Annotated in this window: 23 protein-coding genes; 11 read left to right on the plus strand and 12 right to left on the minus strand. The window is 68.1% G+C overall.

Annotation, left to right across the window (positions count from 1 at the left end):
* Positions 1-281: 281 nt before the first annotated feature.
* Positions 282-1,784: a chromosomal replication initiator protein DnaA gene (dnaA, locus tag AB4879_RS08295; RefSeq protein WP_102805822.1), complete on the minus strand. Its 1,503-nt coding sequence runs from the start codon at positions 1,782-1,784 to the stop codon at positions 282-284.
* Between the two features lie 557 nt (positions 1,785-2,341).
* Here dnaA and rpmH point away from each other — a divergent pair.
* From rpmH to AB4879_RS08340, 9 genes are all read left to right on the plus strand, one after another.
* Positions 2,342-2,485, plus strand: coding sequence for a 50S ribosomal protein L34 (gene rpmH, locus AB4879_RS08300; protein ID WP_046365060.1), 144 nt, complete (start codon positions 2,342-2,344; stop codon positions 2,483-2,485).
* An 18-nt stretch (positions 2,486-2,503) separates the two neighbouring features.
* Positions 2,504-2,860 (plus strand): ribonuclease P protein component, encoded by a 357-nt coding sequence (gene rnpA / locus AB4879_RS08305; RefSeq protein WP_102805823.1) that lies wholly within the window; start codon positions 2,504-2,506, stop codon positions 2,858-2,860.
* Positions 2,857-3,135: a membrane protein insertion efficiency factor YidD gene (gene yidD / locus AB4879_RS08310; protein ID WP_102805824.1), complete on the plus strand. Its 279-nt coding sequence runs from the start codon at positions 2,857-2,859 to the stop codon at positions 3,133-3,135. Before rnpA ends, yidD begins: the two co-directional genes overlap by 4 nt.
* Positions 3,128-4,210, plus strand: a complete 1,083-nt coding sequence (gene yidC / locus AB4879_RS08315) for a membrane protein insertase YidC (protein WP_370507213.1) — start codon at positions 3,128-3,130, stop codon at positions 4,208-4,210. The genes yidD and yidC overlap by 8 nt, the downstream gene beginning before the upstream one ends.
* A 34-nt stretch (positions 4,211-4,244) precedes the next feature.
* Positions 4,245-4,808: a protein jag gene (locus AB4879_RS08320; RefSeq protein ID WP_370507214.1), complete on the plus strand. Its 564-nt coding sequence runs from the start codon at positions 4,245-4,247 to the stop codon at positions 4,806-4,808.
* Positions 4,809-4,855: 47 nt separating this feature from the next.
* The gene (gene rsmG, locus AB4879_RS08325; protein WP_370507215.1) at positions 4,856-5,563 is read left to right on the plus strand and encodes a 16S rRNA (guanine(527)-N(7))-methyltransferase RsmG; all 708 of its coding nucleotides are present in this window, start codon (positions 4,856-4,858) and stop codon (positions 5,561-5,563) included.
* Positions 5,560-6,501, plus strand: a complete 942-nt coding sequence (locus AB4879_RS08330) for a ParA family protein (protein WP_370507216.1) — start codon at positions 5,560-5,562, stop codon at positions 6,499-6,501. Before rsmG ends, AB4879_RS08330 begins: the two co-directional genes overlap by 4 nt.
* Positions 6,502-6,513: 12 nt before the next feature.
* A complete protein-coding gene (locus AB4879_RS08335; protein ID WP_370507217.1) occupies positions 6,514-7,485 on the plus strand; it encodes a ParB/RepB/Spo0J family partition protein in 972 nt (323 codons plus the stop codon).
* A 228-nt stretch (positions 7,486-7,713) separates the two neighbouring features.
* Complete coding sequence (locus AB4879_RS08340) at positions 7,714-8,442, plus strand: acetyltransferase (protein WP_370507218.1); 729 nt, start codon at positions 7,714-7,716, stop codon at positions 8,440-8,442.
* Here the strand turns inward: AB4879_RS08340 and AB4879_RS08345 are convergent, their stop codons facing one another.
* The 8 genes from AB4879_RS08345 to AB4879_RS08380 all read right to left on the minus strand — a co-directional run bounded on the left by AB4879_RS08345 (position 8,443) and on the right by AB4879_RS08380 (position 19,061).
* The gene (locus tag AB4879_RS08345; RefSeq protein WP_370507219.1) at positions 8,443-9,690 is read right to left on the minus strand and encodes an N-acetylmuramoyl-L-alanine amidase; all 1,248 of its coding nucleotides are present in this window, start codon (positions 9,688-9,690) and stop codon (positions 8,443-8,445) included.
* A 202-nt stretch (positions 9,691-9,892) separates the two neighbouring features.
* A complete protein-coding gene (gene trxA / locus AB4879_RS08350) occupies positions 9,893-10,225 on the minus strand; it encodes a thioredoxin (RefSeq protein WP_036342267.1) in 333 nt (110 codons plus the stop codon).
* A complete protein-coding gene (gene trxB / locus AB4879_RS08355; RefSeq protein WP_102805830.1) occupies positions 10,222-11,193 on the minus strand; it encodes a thioredoxin-disulfide reductase in 972 nt (323 codons plus the stop codon). Before trxB ends, trxA begins: the two co-directional genes overlap by 4 nt.
* Before the next feature lie 79 nt (positions 11,194-11,272).
* Entirely contained in the window at positions 11,273-11,767 is a 495-nt protein-coding gene (locus AB4879_RS08360; RefSeq protein ID WP_370507220.1) for a hypothetical protein, read from the minus strand.
* A 12-nt stretch (positions 11,768-11,779) separates the two neighbouring features.
* Positions 11,780-12,343: an RNA polymerase sigma factor SigM gene (sigM, locus tag AB4879_RS08365; protein WP_370507221.1), complete on the minus strand. Its 564-nt coding sequence runs from the start codon at positions 12,341-12,343 to the stop codon at positions 11,780-11,782.
* Positions 12,344-12,415: 72 nt separating this feature from the next.
* The gene (murJ, locus tag AB4879_RS08370; RefSeq protein WP_370507222.1) at positions 12,416-15,943 is read right to left on the minus strand and encodes a murein biosynthesis integral membrane protein MurJ; all 3,528 of its coding nucleotides are present in this window, start codon (positions 15,941-15,943) and stop codon (positions 12,416-12,418) included.
* Positions 15,940-18,264: a DUF6049 family protein gene (locus tag AB4879_RS08375; RefSeq protein ID WP_370507467.1), complete on the minus strand. Its 2,325-nt coding sequence runs from the start codon at positions 18,262-18,264 to the stop codon at positions 15,940-15,942. The genes murJ and AB4879_RS08375 overlap by 4 nt, the downstream gene beginning before the upstream one ends.
* 2 nt (positions 18,265-18,266) lie before the next feature.
* Positions 18,267-19,061, minus strand: coding sequence for an NUDIX hydrolase (locus tag AB4879_RS08380; RefSeq protein ID WP_370507223.1), 795 nt, complete (start codon positions 19,059-19,061; stop codon positions 18,267-18,269).
* A 71-nt stretch (positions 19,062-19,132) separates the two neighbouring features.
* On the opposite strand from AB4879_RS08380, the gene AB4879_RS08385 reads away from it, so the two are divergent.
* Together AB4879_RS08385 and AB4879_RS08390 are read left to right on the plus strand one after the other, a co-directional pair.
* Positions 19,133-20,593, plus strand: coding sequence for a CCA tRNA nucleotidyltransferase (locus AB4879_RS08385; protein WP_370507224.1), 1,461 nt, complete (start codon positions 19,133-19,135; stop codon positions 20,591-20,593).
* A 7-nt stretch (positions 20,594-20,600) separates the two neighbouring features.
* Positions 20,601-21,113, plus strand: a complete 513-nt coding sequence (locus AB4879_RS08390) for a pullulanase (RefSeq protein WP_370507225.1) — start codon at positions 20,601-20,603, stop codon at positions 21,111-21,113.
* Here the strand turns inward: AB4879_RS08390 and AB4879_RS08395 are convergent.
* Genes AB4879_RS08395 through AB4879_RS08405 form a run of 3 tightly spaced genes read right to left on the minus strand, consistent with a single transcriptional unit; the run spans position 21,023 to position 24,879 of the window.
* On the minus strand, positions 21,023-23,491 hold the full coding sequence (locus tag AB4879_RS08395) for a putative bifunctional diguanylate cyclase/phosphodiesterase (RefSeq protein WP_370507226.1): 2,469 nt from the start codon (positions 23,489-23,491) through the stop codon (positions 21,023-21,025). The genes AB4879_RS08390 and AB4879_RS08395 overlap by 91 nt on opposite strands.
* On the minus strand, positions 23,488-24,063 hold the full coding sequence (locus AB4879_RS08400; RefSeq protein ID WP_370507227.1) for a molybdopterin-dependent oxidoreductase: 576 nt from the start codon (positions 24,061-24,063) through the stop codon (positions 23,488-23,490). Before AB4879_RS08400 ends, AB4879_RS08395 begins: the two co-directional genes overlap by 4 nt.
* A gap of 42 nt (positions 24,064-24,105) precedes the next feature.
* The gene (locus tag AB4879_RS08405) at positions 24,106-24,879 is read right to left on the minus strand and encodes a TIGR03084 family metal-binding protein (RefSeq protein ID WP_370507228.1); all 774 of its coding nucleotides are present in this window, start codon (positions 24,877-24,879) and stop codon (positions 24,106-24,108) included.
* Positions 24,880-24,895: the final 16 nt, after the last annotated feature.

Here is a 24,895-nt window from a genome sequence, read left to right on the forward strand (position 1 = left end):
AATGGAAGAGAAAGAACGGTAATAGTAATAGGGCCTGTGCAACCTGTGGACTAGCCGATCGATTGCCTGCTCCGGCGGTGTGACGGCATGTGGACCAGTTGTGCATGACTGCGGGCGAATCACACGACTGGTGTGCACAGCCGGCGGTTGTTCATTGTCATTCCGATACTTCCCTCGCGATGTGAGGTGTTGTCCACAACTGTGTGCACAAGCCCAGAGTGTGACGGGTGGTACGACAGTGGCCGAAGTTTTTCGCGGCGATGACAGAAAAAGTGGAGATTTCAGCGCTTGGAACGCTGGCGGATCCGGGTGGTGAGCTCCTTGACGTGATCGAACACCTCACGCCGATGGGCCATTTCACCGCGAATCTTCTTCTCCGCGTACATGACCGTGGTGTGATCACGGCCGAACGCCTGCCCGATCTTGGGCAGTGACAAGTCAGTGAGCTCCCGGCACAGATACATGGCGATCTGCCGCGACTGAGCCAGTGCCCGGGTCTTGCCGGGCCCCCGCAATTCCTCGACGGTGGTGTCGAAGTACTCGGCGGTGGCCGCCATGATGGCCGCGGTGCTGATCTGCATCGTGCCGGCATCGGCGATCAGGTCGCGCAACACGATCTCGGCGAGTGCCTTGTCGATCGGTGTCTTGTTCAGCGAGGCGAACGCGGTGACACGAATCAACGCGCCCTCGAGCTCGCGAATGTTGCGCTCGATGCTGCTGGCGATGAGCTCCAGGACGTCATCGGGGACGTCGAGACGCTCCATCTGCGCCTTCTTCCGCAAAATCGCGATGCGGGTTTCGAGTTCGGGCGGTTGGACGTCGGTGATCAGTCCCCACTCGAACCTGGTCCGCAGCCGATCTTCGAGGGTGGCCAGCTGTTTGGGCGGCCGGTCCGAGGAGATCACGATCTGCTTGTTGGCGTTGTGCAGCGTATTGAAGGTATGGAAGAACTCTTCCTGGATACCTTCTTTGCCTTCGATGAACTGGATGTCGTCCACCAGGAGCACATCGATGTCGCGATAGCTGCGTTTGAACGCGACCTTGCGGTCGTCCCGCAGCGAGTTGATGAAGTCGTTGGTGAACTCTTCGGTGGAGACGTACTTCACCCGCATGCCGGGAAACAGCCGTTGCGCATAATTTCCGGCGGCGTGCAGCAGGTGGGTCTTGCCCAGTCCGGACTCACCCCAGATGAACAACGGGTTGTATGCGCGGGCCGGTGCCTCGGCGATCGCCAGGGCCGCCGCGTGTGCGAACCGATTCGAGGCACCGATGACGAAGGTGTCAAAGGTATAGCGGCGATTGAGGCTGATGCCGGGCGCTTCGGCCGACGGGTTACTGCGCGGCCGCTCGATGAAGTAACTCGGCCAGGTCTCGTGAGCGCTGGCTAGTGCCTCGCGGTCTTCGTCCACCTCGTCGAGGTCGGAGTCGACGACGGCCGGCTCCGCGGCGGCGGGTTCGCTCTCTTCTTCCAGGGCTGGCGGGGCGATCCGAACACCGAGCTCGACCCGCTGACCCAGGCGCCGGCTGAGGGCGTCGACGATCTGGGTGCGCAGATGACGTTCGATCTCGTTCTGCACGAAGCTGCTCGGCACTGACAGCAGAGCGAAGCCTTCGGCGATGGTGAGTGGTTGAACCAACTTGAGCCACGCGCGTTGCTGCGGAGTCAGCGGTGCATCGCCACCAGTTCCGTTACTGGGGCGCTGGTCCGCAGTTCCGTCGCCGTTGAGCTCGGCGACAACCGAACTCCACACCGTGGCGAACGCTGAACCGGGATCATCGGTCAACGACAGATCCCCCTGGTCGCAAGGTCGGGCAAGAAACCAATAGCTGAGCCGACGAACGATCTGTCCACAAAGTTATCCACAGGTGTGGACAGGACAGTCGGCTCGCCTCGGAGCATATCGGCGAAGGGTCACGGGTCGGCAGTAATCCCCGCATTGATCTCGTGTGGACCGCTCGCCGACCTGTTCCCCCGCTTGGTGATTGCGCGCCGCCTCGATCTGAAACGGCTTTGGCAGAAGCTAACAGTTTTCGGGGCGAGTGCCAACCGTTCTGCAACATTCGGATCACGACGAGATAACGGCGCCGTGCGGGAACGGTGACGGCTGTGGCAGCAGTGGACGGTGCGGTGATCGACGGCACGACAAGGCGGTTTGACCAGGGGAAGTGAGGTCAGTACCCTCGAACAGTCGCCCATACGTCGGCGATACGGCTGCGACCGATTCGGGACCGCGCCGGTTAGAGCGAGACCAGAGCTTACCAACGGCAGTCGCGAAAGCCGGTGTACACGCGCAAGCGTGTGCTTCGGACAGCGACCGCCAAACGACGAGGAGATATAGCCGTGGCCAAGGGCAAGCGGACCTTCCAGCCGAACAACCGGCGCCGGGCGCGAGTTCACGGCTTCCGTCTGCGCATGCGGACGCGCGCCGGGCGCGCCATCGTGTCGGGCCGGCGCCGCAAGGGTCGTCAGTCGCTGACTGCCTGATCCACGGGATCACGCGGCGTGCTCCCGGCTCAGTTCCGGATGACACGGTCTGCGGAGTTCGGCGCCACCATCAAGCACGGGGTGCGAGCGGCGCAGCCGGATCTTGTCGTGCACGCACGACGGATGATCGACTGCGCCGACGGACCCCGGATCGGCTTGGTCGTGTCGAAGTCGGTCGGTAACGCGGTGCAACGACACCAGGTGTCTCGTCGTCTGCGCCACGTGGCCCGATCTGTTCTCCCGGATCTGACGGCAGATGAACGCATCGTGATCCGCGCGCTGCCCAGTAGCCGCGACGCGATCTCGGCCCGCCTCGAACAGCAGCTGCGAACGAGCATCCGGCGGACCCACTCGTTGATGGAGAAAACGCAGTGAGTCGTCTCCCGGCTCGCGTCGTGATCTTTCTCGTCGAGCTCTACCGACACACCATCTCGCCACTACGACTGCCGACCTGTCGGTTCACCCCGACCTGCAGTCAGTACGCCGTGGACGCACTGACCGAGTACGGATTGATTCGCGGTGGTTGGCTGACCGTTATCCGCCTCGGGAAGTGTGGTCCGTGGCATCGGGGAGGATGGGACCCAATACCCGAGCGGCGCCCGCAGGTGCCCGGGTCCGAGTGCAACGAACGCAGGAGCACGCATGTTTAATTGGTTCAGCCTGGACTTCATCTATTACCCGGTGTCCGGGATCATGTGGCTCTGGTACAAGCTGTTTGCCGCCATCCTCGGACCCACGAACTTCTTCGCCTGGGCGCTGTCGGTGATGTTCCTGGTCTTCAGCCTGCGTGCTCTGCTCTACAAGCCGTTCGTCCGCCAGATCCGTACCACCCGGCAGATGCAGGAGTTGCAGCCCCAGATCAAGGCGCTACAGAAGAAGTACGGCAAGGACCGTCAGCGGATGGCGCTGGAGATGCAGAAGCTTCAGCGCGAACACGGGTTCAATCCGATTCTGGGCTGTCTGCCGATGCTTGCGCAGATCCCGGTGTTCCTCGGTCTCTATCACGTGCTGCGTTCCTTCAACCGGACCCAGCACGGATTCGGTCAGCTCGGCCTCTCGGTGGAAGAGAACCGGGCCACCGGAAACTACGTTTTCAGTGCAACCGACGTCGGACACTTCCTCGACGCGAATCTGTTCGGTGCCCCGCTGAGTGCGAGCATGACCCAGAGCTCCGGCCTGGAGGCGTTCAAGAACTTCGACTTCAGCCGACCCGCCGTCATCGCCGTCGGCATTCCGCTCATGGTTCTTGCCGGTATCGCCACCTACTTCAACAGCCGGGCGTCGGTCGCGCGCCAGAGTCCGGAGGCGGCAGCCAACCCGCAGACCGCGATGATGAACAAGCTCGCGCTGTACGTCTTCCCGCTCGGTGTCGTCGTCGGCGGTCCATTCCTGCCGATCGCGATCATCATCTACTGGGTGTCCAACAACATCTGGACCTTCGGCCAGCAGCACTATGTGTTCGGCCGGATCGAGAAGGAAGAAGAAGCCAAGAAAGAAGAGGCGCTGGCCCGTCGGGCGGCCAACGCACCGGCGCCCGGCGTGAAGCCGACCAAGCCGAAGAAGGGTGCGCCCGCCGCGACGAACGGTGCCGCGGTCGAGGCAACCGACGCGGCAGCCGGCGACGGGGAGATCGACACCGACGCCGAACCGGCGAAGGCGGCCGACGACGCACCGGCCAGCCGCACACCGCGCCCGGGAGCGCGGCCCAAGAAACGTAAGCGTTGACCGGAGATCACTCCGGCGAAAGAGGGAGAGACACATGGCGGATGCCGACACCACTGAAGTGACCGAATCTGACATCGCGGTCGACAACGACCTTGACCAGACCTCGGACAAGGCCGAAGTGAAGGGCGAGGACCTCGAGGAGCGCCTCGTCGCCGAAGGCGAGATCGCCGGCGACTACTTGGAGGAATTGCTGGACCTCCTGGACTTCGACGGCGACATCGACCTCGACGTCGAGGGCAACCGCGCGATCGTCAGCATCGACGGCGGCGAAGACCTCTCGAAACTGGTCGGCCGCAAGGGCGAGATCCTCGATGCACTGCAGGAGCTGACCCGACTGGCAGTCCACCAGAAGACGGGCGAGCGCAGCCGATTGATGCTCGACATCGCGAACTGGCGCCGCCGTCGCCGCGAAGAGCTCAGCGCACTGGGCGACAAGGTGGCTCGCCGCGTGCTGGAGTCGGGTGATCGCGAGGAACTGGCCCCCATGACTCCGTTCGAGCGGAAGATCGTGCACGACGCGGTTGCCGCGGTGGACGGCGTGCACAGCGAGAGCGAAGGCGTGGAACCGTCGCGCCGCGTTGTCGTCCTGAAGGGCTGAAGTTACATCGGTGTAGTTCGTGACCCGGACGCCACTATGACCGGAGGATGTTTCACGTGAAACATGGCACTGCGCCCCCTCCTCCGCCGGCGGCCGAGGTCGTCTTCGGCGACCGGGTGCATCTGGCTCAGCGCTACGCGGATCTGCTCGCGGGCCCCGGCGTCGAGCGGGGCTTGATCGGCCCAAGGGAAGTCGACCGCCTGTGGGAGCGACACATCCTCAACAGCGCCGCGGTGGCGGAACTCATCGAGCCCGACGCCCAGGTTCTCGATATCGGGAGCGGTGGCGGTCTGCCCGGACTGCCGATCGCGATCGCGCGACCCGACGTGCGGGTGACGCTGATCGAGCCGATGTTGCGCCGGACGGAATTCCTCGAGGAGTCAGTCTCGGCACTGGGACTTCCTATCGAGATCGTCCGCGGCCGCGCGGAGGAGCCGGATGTCCGCACTTCGGCCGGCGGCGCGGACGTGGTGGTGTCCCGGGCGGTGGCGTCGCTCGACAAGCTGACCCGATGGTGCCTTCCGCTGCTGCGGCCCGGCGGGCGCATGCTGGCGATGAAAGGCGAACGTGCCGAAGAGGAAGTCGTCGAGGGACGGCGCGGGATGGCGTCGTTGGGCGCAACCGATGTGAGGGTGGTGAGATGTGGCGAGAGCTATTCGGATCCTCCCGCGACCGTGGTGATCGCGGTGCGGGGGGAGCGAGCGCCAGGCGGGAAGAAGAAGTCCGCGCGAACGTCGGAGAAAAGGGGATCATGACCATCCCATCGAACCCGGATTCCTCCGGAACCGCGGGCACCGATGTTTCACGTGAAACATGGAACCCGCCGGACGACTTCGAGACCCCGATCGGCGCCGCAGCACAACGCGCGATGCAGGTCCTCCACACCACCGCCGGCCAGCTGCCGCGGCCCGGCCGGCGCCGGGTGTTCACCGTCGCCAATCAGAAGGGCGGGGTCGGGAAGACGACGACCGCGGTGAACTTGGCGGCCGCCCTCGCGGTCCAAGGACTGAAGACCTTGGTCGTCGATCTCGATCCCCAAGGCAATGCCAGCACCGCGCTCGGGATCGCCGATCGGCAATCCGGCACGCCGTCGTCCTACGAAGTGCTCCTCGGGGAGATCCCGCTACAGGCCGCCATCCGGCAGAGCCCGCATAGCCCACGCTTGTTCTGTGTGCCGGCCACGATCGATCTCGCGGGCGCCGAGATCGAACTCGTCAGCATGGTGGCGAGGGAGAACCGGCTTCGCAACGCGCTGGCCGCGCTCGATGATTCGGACTTTGACTACGTCTTCATCGACTGCCCGCCCTCGCTCGGGCTGCTCACCATCAACGCGCTCGTCGCGGCGCCCGAGGTGCTGATCCCGATCCAGTGCGAGTACTACGCCCTGGAGGGTGTCTCGCAGTTGATGAGAAACATCGAAATGGTCAGGGCGCACCTCAACCCGCAACTGACCGTCTCGACTGTCATCCTCACGATGCATGACGGCCGTACCAAGTTGGCCGACCAGGTCGCCTCCGAGGTGCGCAACTACTTCGGCGACAAGGTACTCACCACCGTGATTCCCCGTAGCGTCAAGGTGTCGGAAGCACCCGGATACAGCATGACGATCATCGACTACGACCCCGGCTCGCGAGGTGCCATGAGCTATCTCGACGCAAGCAAAGAACTCGCGCAGCGGGCTACCCGGGCATAAGTGGAGGCGCACATGTCATCGAAGAGCAAGGGCGGCCTCGGCCGCGGTCTCGCATCGCTTATCCCGACCGGACCGGCCGACGGTGGTCCGCGCCTCGGTTCTGCCGCCGCCGACGTGGTGATCGGTGGGGGAGCGCCGCTGGACGTGGAGAGCGTCGGGGCGGTCTACCGCGAGATCGACCCGTCGGCCATCGAGCCGAACCCCCGCCAGCCGCGCCAGGTCTTCGACGAAGAGGCCCTTGCCGAACTCGTGCACTCGATCCGCGAGTTCGGGCTCATGCAGCCGATCGTGGTGCGGGCGCAGCCGGACTCCGCGCCCGGATCGGGAGCACCGGCGCGCTATCAGTTGGTGATGGGGGAGCGGCGTTGGCGCGCGGCGCAGGAAGCCGGCCTGGCCACCATCCCGGCAATTGTCCGAGAAACGACCGACGACAACCTGCTGCGCGACGCACTACTGGAGAACATCCACCGCGCTCAACTCAATCCTCTGGAAGAGGCGGCGGCCTACCAGCAACTGCTCGACGAGTTCGAGGTCACCCACGACGAACTCGCCGCACGGATCGGCCGGTCGCGTCCGGTGATCACGAACATGATCCGGTTGCTCCGCCTGCCGATCGCCGTCCAGCGCCGGGTGGCGGCAGGCGTGCTGTCGGCGGGTCACGCACGTGCATTGCTCGCGCTGGAGGCCGGCGCCGAGGCTCAGGAGGAACTGGCCGCGCGGATCGTGGCCGAGGGATTGTCGGTGCGGGCGACCGAGGAAGCCGTCACTCTGGCGAACCGATCCGACACCAAGACGCCACCCGCGCCGCGGCGCAAGCCGATCCAGATGCCCGGCCTCCAAGACGTCGCCGAACGGCTGTCGAGTACCTACGACACCCGGGTGACGGTCAGCCTCGGCAAGCGCAAGGGGAAGATCGTCGTCGAGTTCGGCTCGGTCGACGATTTGCAGCGCATTGTCGACATGATGAACCGGCCTGCGGGCTGAATTTCCAGGTACGACGACACCAGCCAGTTCCGTCACAGTGACGCCAACTCCGGTCCGCGTTCGCTGCCGAATGTATCCAGCGAGGAATCGCACAGTGCGCCAACAAGTTCCGCTCACGCCGAGCGCCGGCTTCGGTAGCTACTCCATCACTGGCACGCCCCCGGTCGCCTCTCCTATTCTGGAGGGGCTGTTGCGCGCATCCGCACCGCAAGAAAGCCGGGAAGGTTAGTGTCCGTCCGTATCACGCCGCTTCGGCTCGAAGGATTCGAGCAACTACCCAAGCACGCGCGCCGATGTGTGTTCTGGGAAGTCGACCCCGCGACGCTCGGCGGTGACTACCTTCCGGATCCTGAGTTCGAGAAGGAAGCATGGCTGTCGATGGTCATGCTGGAGTGGGGGTCGTGTGGTCAGGTGGCCAGCACGACGCCCGCCGACGGATCGGCGTCGGATGACGAGCAGCCGTGCGTCGGCTATGTGTTGTACGCCCCACCGCGGGCGGTACCGCGGGCGCAACTCTTCCCGACCGGACCGGTCAGCGCGGACGCCGTTCTGCTGACGTCGATCGGGATCGAGTCGGGGCAGGCCGACGGAGTTCCGCACGCGTTGATCAGCCAGGTGGTCAACGAACTGGTTCGACGTGGCGTGCGAGCCCTCGAGGCGTTCGGCCGCACCGCCGACGCCGAAGAACTACTCGATCCCGACGCCGTCGACCCCGAGTTGCGACCGGCCGTCGAAGTGTTGGGGGACTGCTCCTTCGACCAGTGCATGATCAGCGCCGACTTCCTGCTCGACGCCGGCTTCACGATCGTGGCGCCGCATCGGTACTTCCCGCGGCTGCGGCTCGAGCTGGACAAGGGGTTGGGCTGGAAAGCCGAAGTCGAGGCCGCACTGGAACGGCTGCTGGAAAGTGCACAGCTGCAGCAGCCGGTCGGCGCAGGCGCCGAGGTTCGCGGCTAGTCAGAAAGCGGGCCGGGCCTGTTCGACCGACATCTCGTGGGCGAGCAGCTCGGCGAATGTGAAAGTACCGGTGGGCCGGTCGTTCTTGCCCAGCAGGTAGAGCCGCTTGACGGCGGCCAGGATGCCCTCGGCGATCGCGTCGCGCGCGTGACTGGTCACCAGCATCGACCGGTCCCGCGGGTTGGTGATGTAGCCGACGTCGACCTGAACCGTCGGCATGCGGGTGAGCCGCAGCAGATCCCAGGTTCGGCCGTGGGTCCGGCAGTCCCGTAATCCTGTGCGCGCCACAACTTCTCGCTGGATGAAGTCGGCCAGATTGCGACCGATCGTCGATACCGAACCGTGCGAGCTGCCGAAGTAGAACGACGCCACGCCGTTGGCCGACGGGCTGGGCTGGGTCTCACAGCGCAGGCTGATCATCAGATCGGCGCCCACGGTGTTCGCGGTTGCGGCCCGCTCGGCGTCCAGCGGGCTGCGGCTGGCCGGCCGGGACAGGAAGGTCTCCATGCCGATCGCGGTCATCCGGCCTTCGAGCCGACTTGCCAAGTCCCACAAGATGTCTGCTTCGCTGATCGGGCCGTCCGGTCCCTGGGTGATCAGGCCGTGGTCGGAACCGCCGCGGCCCGGATCGATGATGATCCGCTTGCCGGACAGCCGCGGACCCGAGCGGCGGACCTGCTCCTCCTCGCGGATGGCGTGCAGCGAGCCGCCGGTGACGCGTGAACCCAGAAAGTCCAAGGAGCGCAACGTTTCCGGGCCACAGATGCCGTCGGCGGACAAGCCGTACTCGCGCTGATAGGACATCAGCCCGTTGTGGGTCTGCAAGCCGAAGTAGCCGTCCACCAAGGCGGTGTAGAAACCGAGCTCCTGCAGTTTGGCCTGCAGCGTCGCGACGTCGTCGCCGTACATCGGGGCGCCGAACTGGTGCAGCAGGGTGCGGGCGCCGAGCCGGTAGGAGGCTTCCTTCAAGGCGCGGTAGGTGGCCTCGCCGACGATCCCGTCGACCAGCAGGCCGCGGCGCTGCTGGAACGCGCGCACCGCGTGGTCGAGGTCGGCGTCGAACACGTCGACCGCCACCCGCTTACCGGTGGTGAGGTTCGCGTCAGGATTGTCGACCAGGCCGAGCGCGGAGAGCGCTTCGCGAATCTCGACGACGGCGTTGCTGCGGTCACCGCGGCGCAACACGTCATCACGACCGCTCCGGTGCGAGGAGGCATCGCCCCCGGCACCGTGGCGAAGACTCGACATACAGGGCCCTTCGATCGCCGTTGTCAGCTCAGTATCGCCAGGGCTGACGATTGCACACAGGCTAGGAAGCATTCTCTCAGAACCTCACCGCATTCCGGAAAACGGCAGGCGAGGCCGCTGATAACGGAATCGTCTCAGGCATGCGGCGACAGCGTCACCGCATGCCCGGACGGGGGAGGAGCAAGAAGTTGGTCCGCCAGGGTCAGACGACGTCGGCGATCTCCCGCAGCAGCGCCGCCTTGCCCTTGGCGCCCACGATCCGCTTCACCGGCTGACCGTCCTTGAACAGGATCAGCGTCGGGATCGAGACCACCTGGAAGTCGCGGGCCGTCGCCGGGTTGGCGTCGACGTCGAGCTTGGCCACCGTCAGGGCGCCGGCCTTCTCGGTGGCGATCTCCTCGAGGACGGGGGCGACCATCCGGCACGGACCGCACCAGGTGGCCCAAAAGTCAACCAGCACAGGGGTGTTGCTGGACAAGACATCCTGGGAGAAGGAGTCGTCGGAGACCGTTACGGTCGCGCCGCCTTCGCTCATTGGTGTGCTCCAATCATCTCGGTGGTTGCGGTGTCGTCGGCATCGGCCAGCCAGCGTTCGGCGTCGATCGCGGCCGAACAGCCCATCCCGGCCGCGGTGATGGCCTGCCGGTAGGTGTGGTCGACCAGGTCGCCGGCGGCAAACACGCCGTCGATCGAAGTGGCGGTGGTGCGGCCACGAACCAGCACGTAGCCCTCCGGGTCGAGCTCGACCGCGTCGCGGACCAACTCGGAGCGGGGATCGTGGCCGATCGCGACGAACACACCGGTCACCGGCAAGGTGGATTCCTCCCCGGTAAGCACGTTGTGCACGCGCAACCCGGAGACGGTGGTGTCACCCTCGACCGCGTCGACCGCGGTGTTGGTCAGGAACGTGATCTTGTCGTTCTCGCGGGCGCGCTCGAGCATGATCCGCGACGCGCGGAACTCGTCACGGCGGTGCACCAGGGTGACGCTGCGCGCGAAGCGGGTCAGGAACGTCGCCTCTTCCATCGCGGAGTCGCCGCCGCCGATGACCGCGATGTCCTGCTCCTTGAAGAAGAAGCCGTCGCAGGTGGCGCAGGCGCTGACGCCGCGGCCGAGCAACTCTTGCTCGCCGGGGACGCCGAGGTAGCGGGCCGCGGCGCCCATCGCCAGGATGACCGACCGGGCCAGGTGGGTTTCACCGTCGCCGGTCACCACCTTCTTGACGGGTCCGTCCAGGTCGACTGATTCGACGTCTTCCATCCGCAGGTCGGCGCCGAAGCGCAGGGCCTGCTCGCGCATCTCGTCCATCAGCTCCGGGCCGGTGATGCCCGAACGGAAGCCGGGAAAGTTCTCCACCTCGGTGGTGGTCATCAAGGCGCCGCCGAACGACGTGCCCTCGAAGACCAGAGGCTGCAGCTGCGCGCGGGCGGTGTAGATGGCCGCGGTGTAGCCGGCGGGGCCTGATCCGATGACGATGACGTCATGAACTGGGTTGGCGCTCATACCAGCCTTTCTGCGTCGGGTGCCCTTCTGGGGCACCTGGTCAAACAACAGGGTAGGCCGCGCTGTTCCCCGCCGTGCACTATGGGCGTCGCACGGTGGTGTCGGCGATCAGCCCGGTGTCCATCGAGCTGCACGAGGCGGCGACGGCGACGCCCACGATCACATCGGGCTGGTCGCCGGGTAGCACCAGCACGATGGCGGGCTTGCCGTCGACCTGCACCTGCTCGGCACCCAGGACCTGCACCGATCCGGGATAGCCGAGCGCGCTCAGGCACGCGGCCCGCCGATTGGGATCGGCCAGCGGGCCAAAGTCCGGGCCGCGGGCGATCAGGGCATTGAGCTCACGGCTGCTGATCGGCATTTTCGGGGTGACCGTGATCATGCTCGCGCTGGTCAGGGTGCTGGCGGCGGGTCCGCCGGACTTCAGCAGAGCCGCGGTGCCGAGACCGATCGCGGCGAGAACGGCCGCCGCACCGATGCCGGCGGCTATCAGCCGGCCGGTCCGCGCGGCCGGGCGCCGCGCATGGGCTGCGGGGCCGTCGGACGCCGGGGTGACGGTGTGCGTGGGCTCCACCCGACCAGTGTGTCAGCTGCGCGTGGCCGCGCCGTCGGACCGCAGCAGGCCAGTCAGGCGTGCTCGTCCCCGCGCGCAGCGGCTCTTCACGGTGCCCTCGGCAACGCCCAGAAGCGCGGCCGCGTCGGCCACCGAGTAACCATGCATGTCGACGGCGAGTAGGGCGGCCCGCTGGTCGGCCGGCAGGCGCATCAACGCGCGCCGCACCAGCAGCACGGTGTCGACTTCGGCGGTGCGGTCACCGACTCCGTGCTCGTCGACCAGAGGCGCGGTGGTCGGCTGTGCGGCACCGCGGCGCACCCGATCCAGGCAGGCGTTGAGCACAATGCGGTGCAACCAGCTGCCGACCGCCGCGTCGTGGCGAAACGCGGGGGCACCGCGGTGGGCGGCCAGCATCGCGTCCTGGATGACGTCGGCGGCGTCCTCGGGACTGCGGGTCCTCCGGCGCGCCAGCTGGTACAGCTGGCGGTGGTGTCGGGCCAGCAGCTCCTCGAAGGCGTAGCGGTCGCCGGCGACATGGGCGGCGAGCAGCTGGGCATCGCTGCGAACGACGGCCGGGCCGAGGAAGCTGAGCATGGCCGGACAGTAGGTTTCCCGCCGTCCGCGGGCACTTCACCCGGGGGACGGGCTGTGGAGGACCGAGGAGGCTTAGCCGGCGGCCTTGACCGTCAGCCCGGAGATCTCGGTCTTGTTCTTGCCGTCGGTGGTGCCCATCGTGGAGATCCACACCACCAGGTAGGTGGTCGGCGTCGTCGCATTCACCTGAATTGTGTTGGCGCCCGGCTGCAATGCGGTGGGCTGGGTGAGCACGGTGGTGTCGTCCAAGGTGGTGGGATTGGCCGACGACGCGGAGCGGATCTGCACCTGGGTACCGGTACTGGGCACCGTCAGCGACACACTGCCGACCGTGGTGGGCTGGGGCAGCTGCAGCAGCAGGCCGACACCGTTCTTGAAGTTGGGGAACGGATTCGGATCGGTGTAGGTGTCGGTGGGCCAGCCGGTGCCGGGTCCGCCGGTGACGGCCAGGTCGGCCTTGTCCGGATTGTCGGCGCCACCGCCCGGTGAAAACACGGTCACCTTGACGGGTTTGACGGTGCTCCCGCTGGCGGCGGCATTGTTGTCGGCGGTCTGCGACGTCGAGGGGTTCAGCCCGAGTTGGTCACCCTTGAGCCCCCCACCGACGTCGCCGAAGATACTGCTGAGCACCGAGGCCAGCACGATCAGCGCGATCACCAGGATTCCGGCTCCCACGCCGACGCCGATCAGCAGGTTGCGCCTGCGGCGCGCCTGGGCTTCGGCATCCGCCGGCTCGGCGGGCAGAGCTGCGGCCGGGCCGCCGACAGGATCGACGGGTTCGATCAGATCGGTACGGTCGGCTGTCGCGGTGGCCTGCTGCAACAGGTTCAAAAGGGTTGGCGCCGAACGAATTCCACCGCCAACTTGCACCGAGCGCGCGGCTGCCGCAGAAATCTGGAACGGGATGGCGCCATCGATCGCACGAGGTTCGAGGGGCTCACCGGCCGGGTCGGTCTCGGCGGGCTCCAACCCACTGGGCACGCCCTTCTCCGGCAACGGCCACCGGTCGACCAGCAGGGCGTACAGGGCGGCGCCGATACCGCGGATGTCGTCCTCGGGGGTGGCTCCAGGCATCGTGGCCGGGAATGCCAGCGCGACATCACCTTCGATGCTGACCCGCACCCGGCTCGGATGGTCGATCGACAGCGCGACGCCGGCGCCGTGCGCTGCGTCGGCCGCCGCGGCCAGCGACTGAACGGCGCGCGCTCCGCCGATCGGTGAGGGCGAGGTGTCGGCGACTTCCTTCAGTGAGCCGCCGCGAATCCATTCCGAAACCACCAGACCACCGGCACCGGTGTTGGCGACGTCGAGAACCCGAGCGATGCCCGGCCGTTCGATCTGGCTGAGTTTGAGTGTGCGGGAAAGGATTTCCTGCACCTGTTCGTCTGACATGGTGCGCTCGGGGTCGACGAAGGTGAGCGCCACCTGCCGGTCCAGCGCGGTGTCGAGCGCCTGCCAGAACTGCAATCCGGGCGGGCCGCCGTGCGAGACCAGTAACCGGTAACGCCCGCCGGCGATGCTGGCTCCCGGAATCAGGTTGGTGTCCTCGTCGGCCGCGGCGCTGGATTCCATCGCCGGTTCCCGGGGGGACTCGAAGCCGAGCGGCTCGCGGGTCGGATCGCCGGCGAAGTCGGCGTTCGGCTGCTTGGGAGGCACGGTCGGGGGAACCGTGCCGACGTGCATGTCGGGTGCCACATCGGGCTGGAAGTCGTCCGCGGCCTGGCGCGGGATCTTCGTCGTGGCGTCCCCGATCGGCTCAGCGGGAGGATTACCCGAGGGTTGGTCGTTCACCTCCGGTCCTTTCCCCGTCGAGCCGGTGGCTCCGTACGAATTGCTGTGCTCAGGGTACGGGAACTGCCTCGGGACCTGCGGCCGGTCGAGCGCAGCGAGTGAAGTGACGGTTTGCGGCGGGGTGCGGCTGATGCGGCGCTTGACCGCACCCCACGCGGCGACCGCATCGGGAACCCGCGCGGCGAGCATCACCGCCGCCAGGATCGGCAGCATGATCACGCCGAGCACCAGCAGCCGCAGCAGCGACCCCGCGCCGCCGCCGTGCTCGGTGAGCACCTTGAGCCCGAGCAGCCGGTCGATGACGTAGGCGATCAGCCCGGCCAGCAGCGATGCTGCGGTGGTGACCAGAATCGTGCGGACCACGTCGAGGTCGAGCAGGGTGCCGCGCGGCGGCTTCAGCGCCCGCTCCAGCAGCACGTAACCAAGGATGGCGCCGGCCAGGAAGCCCAGACCGTTGGCCAGGCCCAGGTAGCCCGCGACGAGTTCCTTGTCGCCGGTCAGGTGTGGGGCCACCAGCGATGCCGCGATCTTGACGACCGTGATCGTGACGATGATCAGGATCGGTGTCCACGGTTGTTCGCGGGCGTAGAACACCCGCAGCTGCAGCAACACCAGCGCGTACGGAATCAGGGTGAACGCCGACAGGCTGATCGCCACACCGAGGTAGTTGGCGTCGACCTCGCCGAACTTGCCGTAGGCGAACAGCGCGCTGCCCATCGCCGGACCGCCGACGGTCATGAACGCCACGATGGGGATCAGCGTCACCATCGTCAGCCGGGTGGCCAGCGACAGGTCGGCCAGCACGGCGGGGGTGTCGTCGGCGGCGGCGTTGCGGCTCAGCCGCGGCATCACCACCGTCAGGACGGTGACGCCGATGATGCCGAACGGCAGCATCAGCACCAGCCAGGTGTAGTTGTAGATCGCCGGGCCGGAGGCGGCCGCGGTACTGGCGATCTGGTTGACGACCACCAGCCCGATCTGGCTGATCAGTACATAGAGCACCATGGCGCCGGCCATCGCGCCGAACCGTTTGAGCCGATCGTCGACGCCCCACAGCGGGCGCAGGCTGATCCGCTCGGCGCGGATCGCGACCAGCAGCACCACGGTCTGAGCGACCACGCCCAGCGTCGTTCCGATGCCCAGCACCAGCAGCTTGGCGTTGCCCATCTGCACCGGATCGACCGAGAGCTGGCCCGGGACAATGAGATACAGCCCCAGAGTGGCGATCGCGACCACATTGTTGACCACCGGGGCCCAGGCCGGCGGGCCGAACACGTTGCGGTTGTTCAGGATTGCCATGAACACCGACGACAGCCCGTAGAAGATGACCTGCGGCAGCAGCAGATACGCGAACGCGGTGGTCAGCGGCTGGTTGACCTGCGGGTCCTGGCCGAGCATGAGCCGCACGAGCAGCGGCCCCGCCGCGACCGACAGGATGGTGGCGACCAGCAGCAGGGTGGTGGCCAGCGTGACCAGCCGGCGTACGAACGCCTCGCCGCCGTCGGCGTCGTCGCGCTCGGCGCGCGCCAGCACCGGGACGAAGATCGCGGTGAAGGTGGCCTCCAGCACCAGCGCCGCGATCAGGTTCGGCAACTGGTTGGCGACGGTGAACGCACTGGACAGTGCCGCACCGAGGATCGCGGCCAGCAGCACGATGCGGATGAACCCGGTGATGCGGCTGATCAGGGTGGCCAGCGCCATGCCCCAGGAGCGTGATACCACCGCGGCGTCGGACAGTTCGGCGCGCACCGCGCGGGTGCGGGGACCGGGCCGGACGTAGGCGACCGGCCTGCGGTTGGGCGGCGTCATTCGCGGCCTTCGGGCCAGGCCCGGCGCGGGCGGTCCAGGTCGGCGGGGTCGGGCTGGCCGCGGAAGCGGTGGTAGAGCCGGCGTCCGACGAGCACCGCGAGCACGGTGCCGCCGATCAGCGTGATCGCGAACAGCACCTTGCCGTAGGCGTTGGAGTGCACCGACAGGCGCACCGGTTCACCGAGCTGCAGCCCGTCCGGGGTGCGCAGTGCGACGTCGACGGCGACTCGCTGAGTGAAGTGCACCTCGATGGGAACCCGCAGCGGCAGGTAGCCCGGCGGGATCTCCTGCTCGCCGAGGTCGGTGACGGTCATCCCGGGCGGGGCGTCGACCTGCAGGCGGACCCGGATCGGGACGGCCAGGTCATTGCGCACCGCCAGCGGCAGCGGGCTGTGCTCGGTTGCCAGCGTGTACGAACCACCCGGGTTGACGATGGTGACCGCGCCGAACAGGTCGTTGATCGTGGCACCGACGGCACCCAGCCGGCGCCGGGCGAGATCGTTGCGCTCATCGGGCGGCTCGGTCTGGCTCAGGGCGCGCAGCATGTCCTCGCGGAGCGGAGCGGTGTATTGCGGCCCGGTCAGCCCGGTGCGTGGATCGGTGGTGAGCGCGGCGGTCAACCCCCACAACCGGCCGTTCTGTCCGGCGATCGTGGAGATGACATCGTCGTCGAAGCCGCCTCGGGTGTCCCGAGGCAGATCGGCACTGGCATCGGGGCCGGCCTGCGCCGCCTCCGTGATGACGTCGCCCAGCGGCCGGGCGAACGCCAGTCCCGAGCGGATCGTGGTGGCCAGCGCGGTCAGCATCGACTGCGCGTCACCGGGTTGCGGGCTCCACTTCAGCGGGGGGAGAAGGATCTGCTGGCGCGGCGCGGCGCTCGGCTGCAGCGCCCGCCACAGCATGGACGCGATGGCGTCCTGCCGCCGCGCGACCATCGAGTCGTGGTCGAGTGGAACGTCCAGCGACGAATCAACATAGGTGGGCAGATCGGGGTCGGTACCGACTCCGGCCAAGGCGGCGCCGACGGCGGGGTCGAACGGTGCCATCACCACGTGCGGCGACACCCGGCGCGGGGTCACGTCGGCGGTCATCGGCTCCCCGGTCGCGGAGTCCTGGGCGGAGCAGTTGGCGGCCGCGATCGCGACCGTCGAACCCTGGCTGCCCAGCAGGTCGACCGCGGCGGGCGTCAGCGGCCCGTCACCCAGGACCGTCGCGCCGCGCAACGAGGCGATGCCCAGGATCTGATCGATGATGTCGCTCCCGCTGATGGTTGCCGCGGCGTCGAGCCCGGCGTCCCCGACCCGTTGCAGTGCGCCGAGATCGGCCTGCGCGTAGGGCGTGGCTGTGACGCACATCCGTTTGGCCAGGCCGCGCAACTTGTCCAGCCAGGCCACCGCGGCGGCCTGTCCGGTGCCGGGGTGGGAGGCGGCGCCGAGCCCGTCGGGGGAATCGGAGACGACGTAGCCGGCTGTCATCGCGTTGACGGTGACCAGCAGATCCGGGTCGATCGCCAGGCACAGCGCCCGCGCGGTGTCACCGCCGGGATCCACCGGGGGGCTGGTGGCGAAATCGACCGCCGACAGCAGCGAGTCCAGCCGGCCGCCCGCGGCCAGCGACACGGCCAGGTCGTCGTTCATCAGCCGCACCGGTGTGGTGCCGCCCGGCACCCCGGGGGCCAGCCTCGGTCTGTCGGCGAGCGGCCAGAGCATGGTCACCGCAACAGGTTTGGTGGTGTCCGGGGGGACGACGTCGGTCAGGGCATCCGCCGAGGTGCTGGCCGGGTCGGGCGGTACACCCAGGACCGGCAGCAGGAAGCGGGCGTCGTCGAGGCGGGCGGCGTCGCCGTAGTCCGGGGTGCCGTTGATGTTGACCAGCAGCGGGTAGACCCCGGGCTGTTCGACGCCCAGCGACGGTGCGGTGCGCGAGCGGAGCGGATAGCTGAAGCTGAACCCGACCGCCTGCCCACGCTGCATTTCGGGCGAGATCGCGGTGAATTCGCCGACCGGCTGGAACTGGTCGTTGGCGCCGTCGAGATTGGTGCGCAGCCCGGCCGACGAGGTCACCGCGGCAGCGTGTTCGAGGCGGGCGACTACGTCACGTACCGGACGGTCGCCGACGTTGGTGACGGTGCCGGTGACGGTGACGGTCGGTTCGCTGGTGGTGGTGATCAGATCCGGGGTGACGCTGTCCACCCGCACTTGCAGGAAGGGCGCCGACCCGGGCTCGCCGGCGGCGGCCGGCGCGGTCGTTGGCATCGCGAGCAAGGCAAGGAAACCGAGGACCAGCACGATCCGGGGCAGCCTGCCGACCCGCCTCGGCATGGTCACGTTCCCGGTCCGCAGCCGTTCGTCCGCGGGCCGGATTGACGCGGTCCTGAATCGTCCGAGCGACGGTTGCGGGTGTGGGAATGCGTCTGGGGCCGCCGGCGAGGGGTGGTGCGCGGCAGCGGCGGCAGCGCGGCGACGCCGTCGGACTGCAGGAGTTGGATCAGTTCGCCGGCGACCTCGGCCAGGCGACGTTCGTCGGCGTAGGCCAGCCGTTTGGGGAGTTCACCGACCGGGACCCAGGCCACCTCGGTGACCTCGACGTCCTCGTCGCACAGTTCACCGCCGGAGAACTGCAGGAGGTAGTGGTGCACCGTCTTGTGCACGCGCCGGCCTTCGGTGACGAACCAGTAGTCGATGCTGCCGAGCGCGGCCAGGACCTGCCCGCGGATACCGGTCTCCTCGGCGACCTCGCGGATGGCGGTCTCCTCGGCGGTTTCACCCTGTTCGATGTGGCCCTTCGGCAGTGACCACAGCATCCGCCCGCGCCGGTCGACCCGACCGATGAGGGCGGCCACCTGAGCTTCGGGAGGCCCGTCGATGCCGTCGATGACCAGTCCGCCCGCGGACGTTTCGTGGACGGTGCGCAGTCGCGCCGGCGCCCGGCGGGGGCGGCCGGGTTTGCCCGGCCGGGGCTGACCGTTACTGCCGTTGACGGCGGGGGATCCGGTGGCGGTGTCCGAGCTTTCGGCGGCGCCGGCGTCCGCCGGGGTGGGAGTTGCCGGACCGGCCGCGCGACGGCCGCGGCGACGCCCTCGGCGTCGTCGTGGTTTGGCCTGTTCGCCGTCCGACACCCAAGCGATAGTAGCTGGCACGGGATGGTGTCCCGACCGCACTCGCCGGTACACGACTACGCTTCTGCCACGTGTCCGAAGCCATCCACGACGTCGAACTGCTCGCCCGGGCCCTCGTCGCACTCAATCGACAGGGTGCGTTGTTGCGTGAAGTCGGTGCCCTGTTCGACGCGGCCGGCCACGAGCTCTACCTCGTCGGGGGCAGTGTGCGCGACGCCGTCCTCGGCCGGCTGAACCCGGACCTCGACTTCACCACCGACGCGCGGCCCGAGGTGGTCCAGCGGATCGTGCGGCCGTGGGCCGATGCGCTGTGGGATACCGGCATCGAGTTCGGCACAGTCGGTGTCGGCAAGTACGGCGAGCGGCTGGAGATCACCACCTTCCGCGCCGACAGCTACGACCAGGTGTCCCGCAATCCCCAGGTCCGCTACGGCGACCGGCTCGAGGACGATCTGGTACGCCGCGACTTCACGGTCAACGCGATGGCGGTGCGCATCACCGCGGACGGTCCGGGCGACTTCATCGATCCGCTGGGCGGCCTGAGCGCGTTGCGGCAGCGGACCCTGGACACCCCGGCGGCACCCGAGGTGTCGTTCGGCGATGACCCGCTGCGCATGCTGCGGGCGGCGCGCTTCGTCTCCCAGCTGCGGTTCGGCGTCTCCGATCGGGTGCGTCGCGCGATCGTGGAGATGGCGCCGCAGCTCGGGCGGATCACGGTCGAGCGGGTGGCCGTCGAGCTGGACAAGATGCTGCTGGGCATCGACCCTGTGGCCGGCATCGATCTGATGGTCCACACCGGGATGGGCGAGGTGGTGCTGCCCGAGATCGGCGGCATGCAGATGGCCATCGACGAGCACCATCAGCACAAGGACGTCTATCAGCATTCGCTGACCGTGCTGCGCCAGGCGATGGAACTCGAGGAACCGGGCGAGCGCGACCTCGTGTTGCGCTGGGCGGCGTTGCTGCACGACATCGGCAAGCCGGCCACCCGGCGTCACGAATCCGATGGGGGAGTGAGCTTCCACCACCACGAGGTGGTGGGGGCCAAGATGGTCCGCAAGCGGATGCGGGCGCTCAAGTACTCCAAGCAGATGGTCGACGACGTGTCGCAGCTGGTGTATCTGCATCTGCGGTTCCACGGCTACGGCGACGGCAAGTGGACGGATTCGGCGGTACGCCGCTATGTCGCCGATGCCGGCCCGCTGCTGCCCCGGCTGCACAAGCTGGTCCGGGCCGACTGCACCACCCGCAACAAGCGGCGTGCGGCGCGGCTGCAGGCCAACTACGACGAGCTCGAGGCGCGGATCGCGGAGCTGGCCGCCAAGGAGGATCTGCAGCGGGTGCGTCCGGACCTGGACGGCAACGAGATCATGCGGTTGCTCGGCATTCCGCCCGGCCCACTGGTGGGGCAGGCCTGGTCGTTCCTCAAGGAGTTGCGCCTGGACCGCGGCCCGCTCGAGCACGACGAGGCCGTCGCCGAACTGCTGGCGTGGTGGACCGAACGGAACGCGAAGGACCAGCCCGGCGTCTGAGGTAGGTATGGACTACTGCCTGGGACACGGGGACGGCACGGCAGCGATGTTCAGCGGTCACCCCGGGGTGGACATCGACGGTGACGGCGAGCTCGACGGGGTGCGCCTGGACCTAGACGGCGACGGCGCCTTCGACGATGCGCTGGCCGACTTCGACGACGACGGGCTGGCCGACCACGCCGCCTTCGACCTCGATGACGGATCCGCGGAGCGCGTCTTCACCGACGACGGGTCGGGGACGTGGGCGATGACGCCGGCCGGCCCGGTCGGCCCGCTGCGCTGGTTCGGTCTCGACGGCGTCGAGCACACGGCGGACGGGCCGATCGATTTCGACGGTGACGGACGGCCGGACCGGGTGCTGGACGTCGACCGCGACGGGCTGGCCGATCGGGTGCTGCGCAGCGGGCCCGACGGCGGGTTCGACACCGGTTACGTCGACACCGACGGGGACGGCCGCTGGGACGTCACGGTCGTCGACTCCGACGGTGACGGATTCTCCGACGACGCCAGCCCGGTGTAGCCGCCGTCCGACGGCACCGGGCACACCCCGCCCGATTCGAGCAGCGCGCGGGCCGCGTCCCACGGCACGGGGTGGTGATAGAGGAAGCCCTGCCCCTTGTCGGCGCCGAGATCCAGCAGGGTGTCGCGTTCGGCGATGGTCTCGATGCCTTCCACCACCAGGTCCAGCGACAGCGCGCTGGCCAGGGCGACCACCGACTGCACGACGGCGCGCTGCTTGTCGTCGCCCTCGTCGAGGGCGGCGGCGAACGAGCGGTCGAGCTTGATCTGGTCGACGGGCAGGGTGCGCAGCTGCGTCAGCGACGAATAGCCCGTGCCGAAATCGTCGAGGGAGACGCTGACACCGGCCTCGCGCAGCCGCGCCAGTGTCGGGTGGGCCACCCGCAGGTCGACCAGTGCGTGTTCGGTGAGTTCGATCATCAGGGCCTCGGGCGGCAACCCGGCCGCGGCCAGCATCTGCAGCACCTCTTCGGCGAAGCCGGCTTCCCGCACCTGGCGGGGCGACACATTGACCGACATCGTCAGGTCGTGCGCCAGCCCGTCGGCGCGCCACTGCGCGAGGGTCCGGATGGTCTCGCGCAGCACCCACCGGCCGATGTCGACGATCATCCCGTTGTCCTCGGCCAGCGGGATGAACGCGCCGGGATACAGCACGGGCAGCCCCGGGCGGTGCCACTGCAGCAGCATCTCGAAGCCGGTGATCACTCCGGTGTCGAGCACGACGATCGGTTGGGCGGAGCACCGCAGCTCGCCACGCTCCACCGCGTGCCGCAGGGCGGCGTCCAGATCCAGACGCTGCGCGACCTCGGCTTCGAGCGTCGAGTCGAACACGTTGATGTGGTGGCCGTCGGTGAGCTTGGCCCGGTACATCGCCACGTCGGCCTCGCGCATCAGTTCGTGGCCGGAGACGGTGGATTCGTCGGCGAACGTGATGCCGATGGAGACGTCGACGAACGCCTCCTTGCCGTCGATGGTGTACGGGACGCTGAGTGCGCTGCGGATCCGTTCGGCCAGTGCGAGGGCCTGCGTGCGGTCCGGCAGCTCCGGGCAGAGCACCACGAACTCGTCGCCGCCGAGGCGTGCCACGGTGTCACTTTCGCGCACGGTGGCCGACAGCCGCCGCGCCGCCGCGATCAGCAGCTGGTCTCCGCCGGCATGCCCGATCGAGTCGTTGACCATCTTGAAGCGGTCCAGATCGCAGAACAGCAGTGCCAGCGGAGTTCCGCGGCGGCGGGACAGCAGCAGGCTGTTCGACAGCCGGGTGAGGAGCAGGCTGCGGTTGGCCAGGCCGGTGAGAGCGTCGTGGCTGGCTTGGTAGGACAGCCGCCGCGCGGACGCATCGCGTTCGAGTGACAGCACCGCCAGGTCACGGCACCGCACCAGGGCGGTGTGGGCGAGTTCGTCGAGCGCATCGGCATCGCCGAACACCTGGAGCGTTCCCGATCCGTCGACGTTGTCGGTGACGACACCGGTCCACGCCGGCGTGCCCGACACGTCGGCGCCCGGCGGGTAGATGACCGTGCGCCTGCCGATCGACAGTCGGACCGCCGGTGCCCCGGAGACGTCGGCGGCCAGCTGCACGATCTGGCGCAGAACCGATGACACCGGGCCCGCGGTGGCGATCCGTTCCAGGATCTGCGCCTGGCCGCGTTCCAGCGCGGAAACCCGGTCGAGGCGAAACTCGGTCTGGCGCAACGCTTCGCGTTCGTCTTCGAAAGCCCTTCGGGCGCTTCGGTATTGGCGCACAACGTTGGCCGACACCCACCACAGCAGAATCGCCGCGAGGATCAGAGCGGAGATCAGCATGGCCAGCTCGACCACCCTGCCGCGCAGCAGGTTCCGCTCGGCGAGGCGATCCATCCGGTGTTGTTCGAGCTGGTTGTCGGTGGCCAGCTCGTGGGCCCGCTCGGAGAGGGCCTCGGAACGCGGCAGGATGGTGCCGGCCCACCGGTCGCGTTGTCCGACGGGTAGCAGGCCGGGCGGCGCCTTGGCGACCACCGCGTCGAGGGCGGCCAGCGCCGCGCGGTAGTCGGGGCCGGTGCTGTCGGCGGCGGTCAGGCCGTTGGTCGCGATCACCCGCAGGCGCTGAGCCAGCATCGCCCTGGCGAGCTGGACGTCACGCCGGGGAACCACGCCGAGCAGATATTGCTGCGCCCGGTCGATGTAGGTGAGGGAGTCGCGCACGGTGAAAAACGTGTTGGTGGTTGCGGCTTCGCTGCGGGCGCTGTGCTGGCTGTACGCGTTTTGATCGGCCGAGGACTGAAAGCCGATCGCGACCAGCGCGATGAGCAGCAGCACCAGCACGGCCGCCACGAGCTGCTGGCCGCGGTTGAGGGTCAGCCGAGGGCCGGGCGGGGTGAGCCAGCGGTCGGTGATCACGAGCCTGCCGGATGCTTCACCGTGATCGACGTCAGGCTCCAGTTCCAGGCTTCGAGCACCGATGACAGCGGGGTGCGGTCGGGGAACACGATCCGGATGGGCCCGCCCTGGTCGTAGGGAATCGGCGCACCGTCATGCTGGGTGGCGATCAGAGCCTGCGAGTCGACCATCGGTTTGACGACGCTGACGTAGTGGTAGTGGTCGATCGCGTCGGTGTCGATCGTTGCGGTATCGGGGATTCCGGCCAGCGCGAGCACGTCCGCCAGCGGCACACCGCTGTAGGTCTCGCGCTTGTTGACGAAGGGTTCGTCGATCGAGATGGTCGCGTGGCCCATGGCATTGAGTTGGTCGATGGTCAGCGACAGCGCCGTCGTCCCGCCGGTCACGGTGAGCACCGGCGCGTTCGGAGCCGGCGGATCGACGGTCCCGATGTCGTAGGGGTTGCGCCCCTGGCCGGACCCCGATTCCGCTGCGGCCGAGGAGGGGTGGTCGTGGGCAGGACTGCTCGCGCACCCGCCGACCGCAATGCTGACCGTCCCCGCCGCGATGGCGGCCAGGAGGCGGTTGCGCATGAAGGGCGATGATACTGCCCAAAGCAACGATCGGCCGATAGGTCAGCGTCCCTGGCCGGGCGGTCCGGCGAAGGCTTGCGCGATGCCGAGCCACCTTGCGGCGTCGGGTCCTTCGGCGACAACGTCAAGCTCGCCGCTCGGCCTGCGCTGGGTGACCAGATAGCAGAAGTCGAGCGCCGACCCGGTCACGCGTTGGGCCGCGTCCTCGGGCCCCCACGCCCAGCAGCTGCCGTCGGGTGCCGTCAGCTCGACGCGGAACGGCTCGGCAGGCGGGGTGAGTCCGTGCACGGTGAAGGCGAAGTCGCGGGTGCGCACACCGAGGTGGGCGATCGATTTCAGCCGGGCCGTCGCAGCGACCGCGATACCGAGACCGTCGGCGACGTCCAGTCCGTGCGCCCAGGTTTCCATCAGCCGCGCGGTGGCCATCGACGGTGCGCTCATCGGCGGCCCGAACCAGACCAGCTTGCGGCCGTCGGCCACCCCGCGCAGCGCGGCGTACAACTGCGTGCGGGTGTCGCGCCACTGCGTCAGCAGCTGCTCGGGCGGGGTGAGCGCCAGCTCTTCGGCGGCCTTGTCGACGAAGCCCGACGGGTCGGCCTGCGCCGCGGCGAGCAGTTCACCGAACGCGGGCTCGTCGGTGATCGACAGCAGCGACGCCCGATCCGTCCACAGCAGGTGTGCGATCTGATGGGCGATGGTCCAGCCGGGCGCCGGTGTGGGCTGCGCCCAGCCGGGTGGATCCAGCGGTGCGACGAGGGCGTCGAGCGCGTCGCTTTCGTCGCGCAGGTCGTCGATGATCGGGTCCGCGGTTGCCATGGATCGAACCTAGCCC

Origin of the sequence: Mycobacterium sp. SA01, from assembly GCF_041287105.1 — a bacterium.
Lineage (GTDB): Bacteria > Actinomycetota > Actinomycetes > Mycobacteriales > Mycobacteriaceae > Mycobacterium.

What these genes read in the sequence shown, in the direction of transcription:
- murJ (WP_370507222.1), bottom strand. Translation starts at nt 15,943, where the DNA reads ATGACGCCGCCCAACCGCAGGCCGGTCGCCTACGTCCGGCCCGGTCCC.
- yidC (WP_370507213.1), top strand. Translation starts at nt 3,128, where the DNA reads ATGTTTAATTGGTTCAGCCTGGACTTCATCTATTACCCGGTGTCCGGG.
- AB4879_RS08345 (WP_370507219.1), bottom strand. Translation starts at nt 9,690, where the DNA reads ATGTCGAGTCTTCGCCACGGTGCCGGGGGCGATGCCTCCTCGCACCGG.
- AB4879_RS08390 (WP_370507225.1), top strand. Translation starts at nt 20,601, where the DNA reads ATGGACTACTGCCTGGGACACGGGGACGGCACGGCAGCGATGTTCAGC.
- trxA (WP_036342267.1), bottom strand. Translation starts at nt 10,225, where the DNA reads ATGAGCGAAGGCGGCGCGACCGTAACGGTCTCCGACGACTCCTTCTCC.
- rsmG (WP_370507215.1), top strand. Translation starts at nt 4,856, where the DNA reads ATGTTTCACGTGAAACATGGCACTGCGCCCCCTCCTCCGCCGGCGGCC.
- AB4879_RS08375 (WP_370507467.1), bottom strand. Translation starts at nt 18,264, where the DNA reads ATGCCGAGGCGGGTCGGCAGGCTGCCCCGGATCGTGCTGGTCCTCGGT.
- AB4879_RS08335 (WP_370507217.1), top strand. Translation starts at nt 6,514, where the DNA reads ATGTCATCGAAGAGCAAGGGCGGCCTCGGCCGCGGTCTCGCATCGCTT.
- AB4879_RS08320 (WP_370507214.1), top strand. Translation starts at nt 4,245, where the DNA reads ATGGCGGATGCCGACACCACTGAAGTGACCGAATCTGACATCGCGGTC.
- sigM (WP_370507221.1), bottom strand. Translation starts at nt 12,343, where the DNA reads ATGCTCAGCTTCCTCGGCCCGGCCGTCGTTCGCAGCGATGCCCAGCTG.
- trxB (WP_102805830.1), bottom strand. Translation starts at nt 11,193, where the DNA reads ATGAGCGCCAACCCAGTTCATGACGTCATCGTCATCGGATCAGGCCCC.
- AB4879_RS08330 (WP_370507216.1), top strand. Translation starts at nt 5,560, where the DNA reads ATGACCATCCCATCGAACCCGGATTCCTCCGGAACCGCGGGCACCGAT.
- AB4879_RS08405 (WP_370507228.1), bottom strand. Translation starts at nt 24,879, where the DNA reads ATGGCAACCGCGGACCCGATCATCGACGACCTGCGCGACGAAAGCGAC.
- AB4879_RS08400 (WP_370507227.1), bottom strand. Translation starts at nt 24,063, where the DNA reads ATGCGCAACCGCCTCCTGGCCGCCATCGCGGCGGGGACGGTCAGCATT.